Origin of the sequence: Bacillus sp. AFS001701 (genome assembly GCF_002559405.1) — a bacterium.
Lineage (GTDB): Bacteria > Bacillota > Bacilli > Bacillales > Bacillaceae_G > Gottfriedia.
Window position 1 is genome coordinate 1 of sequence record NZ_NTZO01000650.1, and the last position, 2785, is coordinate 2785.

The 2785-nt window shown below is 29.7% G+C and carries 3 protein-coding genes; 1 reads left to right on the plus strand and 2 read right to left on the minus strand.

Translation table 11 applies throughout. The annotated features are described in order from the left end of the window. Positions 1-67 precede the first annotated feature (67 nt). The gene (locus CN514_RS24370; RefSeq protein WP_098234778.1) at positions 68-532 is read right to left on the minus strand and encodes a MerR family transcriptional regulator; all 465 of its coding nucleotides are present in this window, start codon (positions 530-532) and stop codon (positions 68-70) included. Positions 533-1016: 484 nt separating this feature from the next. On the opposite strand from CN514_RS24370, the gene CN514_RS24375 reads away from it, so the two are divergent. Continuing rightward, complete coding sequence (locus CN514_RS24375) at positions 1017-2366, plus strand: hemolysin family protein (protein WP_098234779.1); 1350 nt, start codon at positions 1017-1019, stop codon at positions 2364-2366. Between the two features lie 63 nt (positions 2367-2429). Here the strand turns inward: CN514_RS24375 and CN514_RS24380 are convergent. Beyond that, positions 2430-2785, minus strand: a 356-nt coding sequence (locus CN514_RS24380; protein WP_098234780.1) for a YueI family protein, incomplete at its 5' end; no start/stop codon positions are given.

Below are 2785 nucleotides of genomic sequence, written 5' to 3' on the forward strand. Positions count from 1 at the left end.
GGAAATCAACATCACTCTACTCCTTTTACGAAAATTTGATAATGAAGAAAAACATGTCTCAAATTTTTTAAACTCCGAATATCGATAAAATTGCAAATCGTTTTTTCGGTTTAAATGTAATAATTTTTTTCTGATCCTCTAAATCCGCTTTTAATAAGGTCACTTGTTCATTTAATTGTTCTACTTGATTTTCAAGTTGAACAACTAATTTCTTTAAATCTTCAATTTCACATCGATGTTCCAAAATTTGTACTGAAACGACTTCATTTGCTTTTGTTTCAACTTTTTCTTCAAGTTTTATTAATTTTTGAGTTAATTCTTTTATAATGTCAACTTGATCATTGTCATTTGGTTTTGGTTCAATCGTTTGCATCGAAGCTTCATAAATTTCTTTAATTTGTTCGATTTGTTCCTCAGTAAATAAATATCCATTATGAGTTTTCTCTACTTTTAAATTTCCTTTTTTTAAAAAAAACAATACTTTTTTATTTGTTAATTGCAGTTGTTCTGCCACTTGAGAAGTTGTATACATACGCTATTCCTCCTCCAAATAATTTATATATTAAAAATTCTTTATTAAATTGCACATTCCTTTGAGGTTGACAAAACTAGTGTTGACTCGGCAAAAGTTCTTAAAATACTTCGAATAGATAGGTTCTAAACATTCAAAATGGCTGAAAATGTAAACTTAATTACTTTTGTATTGATTTTTATCGAAACTCGGTTTATTTCGGTGTTTTTAGCAAAATATTCTACTGATTTTAGAATATAAAGTAGATAAATAGCATATAATGCAAGACACTGGTTAGAGAAGGAAATTAGAAATAAGGTAAAGAATGGTAATAAAGAGAGAAGGCAAATTGAGTGTTAAAACAGGAAATGTAGAACCTTTTCCAAAATCATTTCGATCCTGTTATAAAAAAATTTTGATAACAAATTATTTAACTGAATATACTAAGATAAGCCTAATTTAAAAATATTAATTATGAAGATAGCCTTCACTTCCAATTGGAGGGATGACTCAATTGTTTGGAATTGGTACTAAGTTATTATTAGTTGTTGTATTAATTGCATTTACTGCCTTTTTTGTTGCATCTGAATTTGCAATCGTAAAAATTAGAAGCTCTAGAATTGATCAGTTAATTGGCGAAGGAAATAAAAAAGCAAGAGCTGTAAAACGAGTAATAACACATCTCGATGAATATCTTTCAGCTTGCCAACTTGGTATTACAGTTACCAGTTTAGGTTTAGGTTGGTTAGGTGAACCAGCTGTCGATGAATTATTGCATCCATTACTTGACGATATGCATTTACCTACTGCAGTAAGTGGAACAATCTCTTTTTTACTAGCCTTTGGAATTATTACATTTATACATGTTGTAGTTGGTGAATTAGCGCCTAAAACAATCGCTATACAAAAGGCTGAACAGATAACATTAACGTTTTCTCCAGCTTTGATTCTTTTTTACAAGATTACCTATCCGTTCATTTGGTTGTTTAATAATTCAGCAAGGATGGTCTTAAAAATATTTGGACTTCCTCCTGCTTCAGAACATGAAGTTGCCCATTCAGAGGAGGAATTAAGAATTCTACTATCTGAAAGCTATAAAAGTGGTGAAATTAATCAATCTGAATTTAAGTATGTGAACAATATATTTGATTTCAATATGCGAGTAGCAAAAGAAATAATGGTTCCTCGAACGGAAATGGTTGCAATAGATTTACGTGAAGCTTTTCATGAGAATATTCACTTTATGAGTACAGAAAAATATACGCGTTTTCCTGTTGTAGATGGAGATAAGGATCATGTCGTTGGTTTAATAAATTTTAAAGATGTTTTTACTGATTTTGTTCTTCATAAAGGGGAAGCAGAGGTAAAAACACTTGAACAATATATTAGACCTATCATTCAAGTCATTGAATCAATATCAGTTCATGATTTACTTGTTAAAATGCAAAGAGAACATATACATATGTCGATATTAGTTGATGAGTACGGAGGTACATCTGGCTTAGTAACAGTTGAAGATATTTTAGAAGAAATTGTTGGGGAAATTCGAGATGAGTTTGATGTTGATGAGAAAGAGGATATAAGTAAAGTAAGCGAAAATAAATTCATCATTGCAGGTAAAGTTTTAATTAGTGAAATTAATGATGTTTTTAGCTTAGACATTGATGATACAGATGTTGATACAATTGGTGGGTGGATTTTAACTGAAAATTTTGATGTGCAAGAAGGAGATTCGATTAAATTTCATAACTGTACATTTAAAGTCCTTAAGATAGACGGACATTATATAAAATCAATTGAATTAACACGGGAATCGATTAAAAAACCTGAACTTGAAGAAGAAAGCGCAACTTAAATTGTAAAAACAATTGAGCTGCGCTTTTATCCACATTACAAGAAATTTCACATACCGAACTAGTTAAAAATTAGTTGATTTATAAAGCTCATCTTTAATAAATATTTCATTTTTATCAATTGCGTCATTATGCGTAACGACAAGCCCGATCGGAGTAGGGACGGGTAAATTATTGACTAGTGAAAAGGGAATATTTTTTTTCTTTGCCATTAAAAGATATTTTGAAATTGTATTATATGGCAGTGTACCATTTAATAATAAAGTAACATTTTTCATATTGATTGATTTTTCAACGATTGGATAAATTGAATTTGCCATCACTTGACTTGTAGTTAACGCAATTTCGATTCTTTCGCGAATAGTTCCTAAAAAAATATTTCGTTCTTCAATTTTTATTTCCTTTTCGCCATAGATACCTT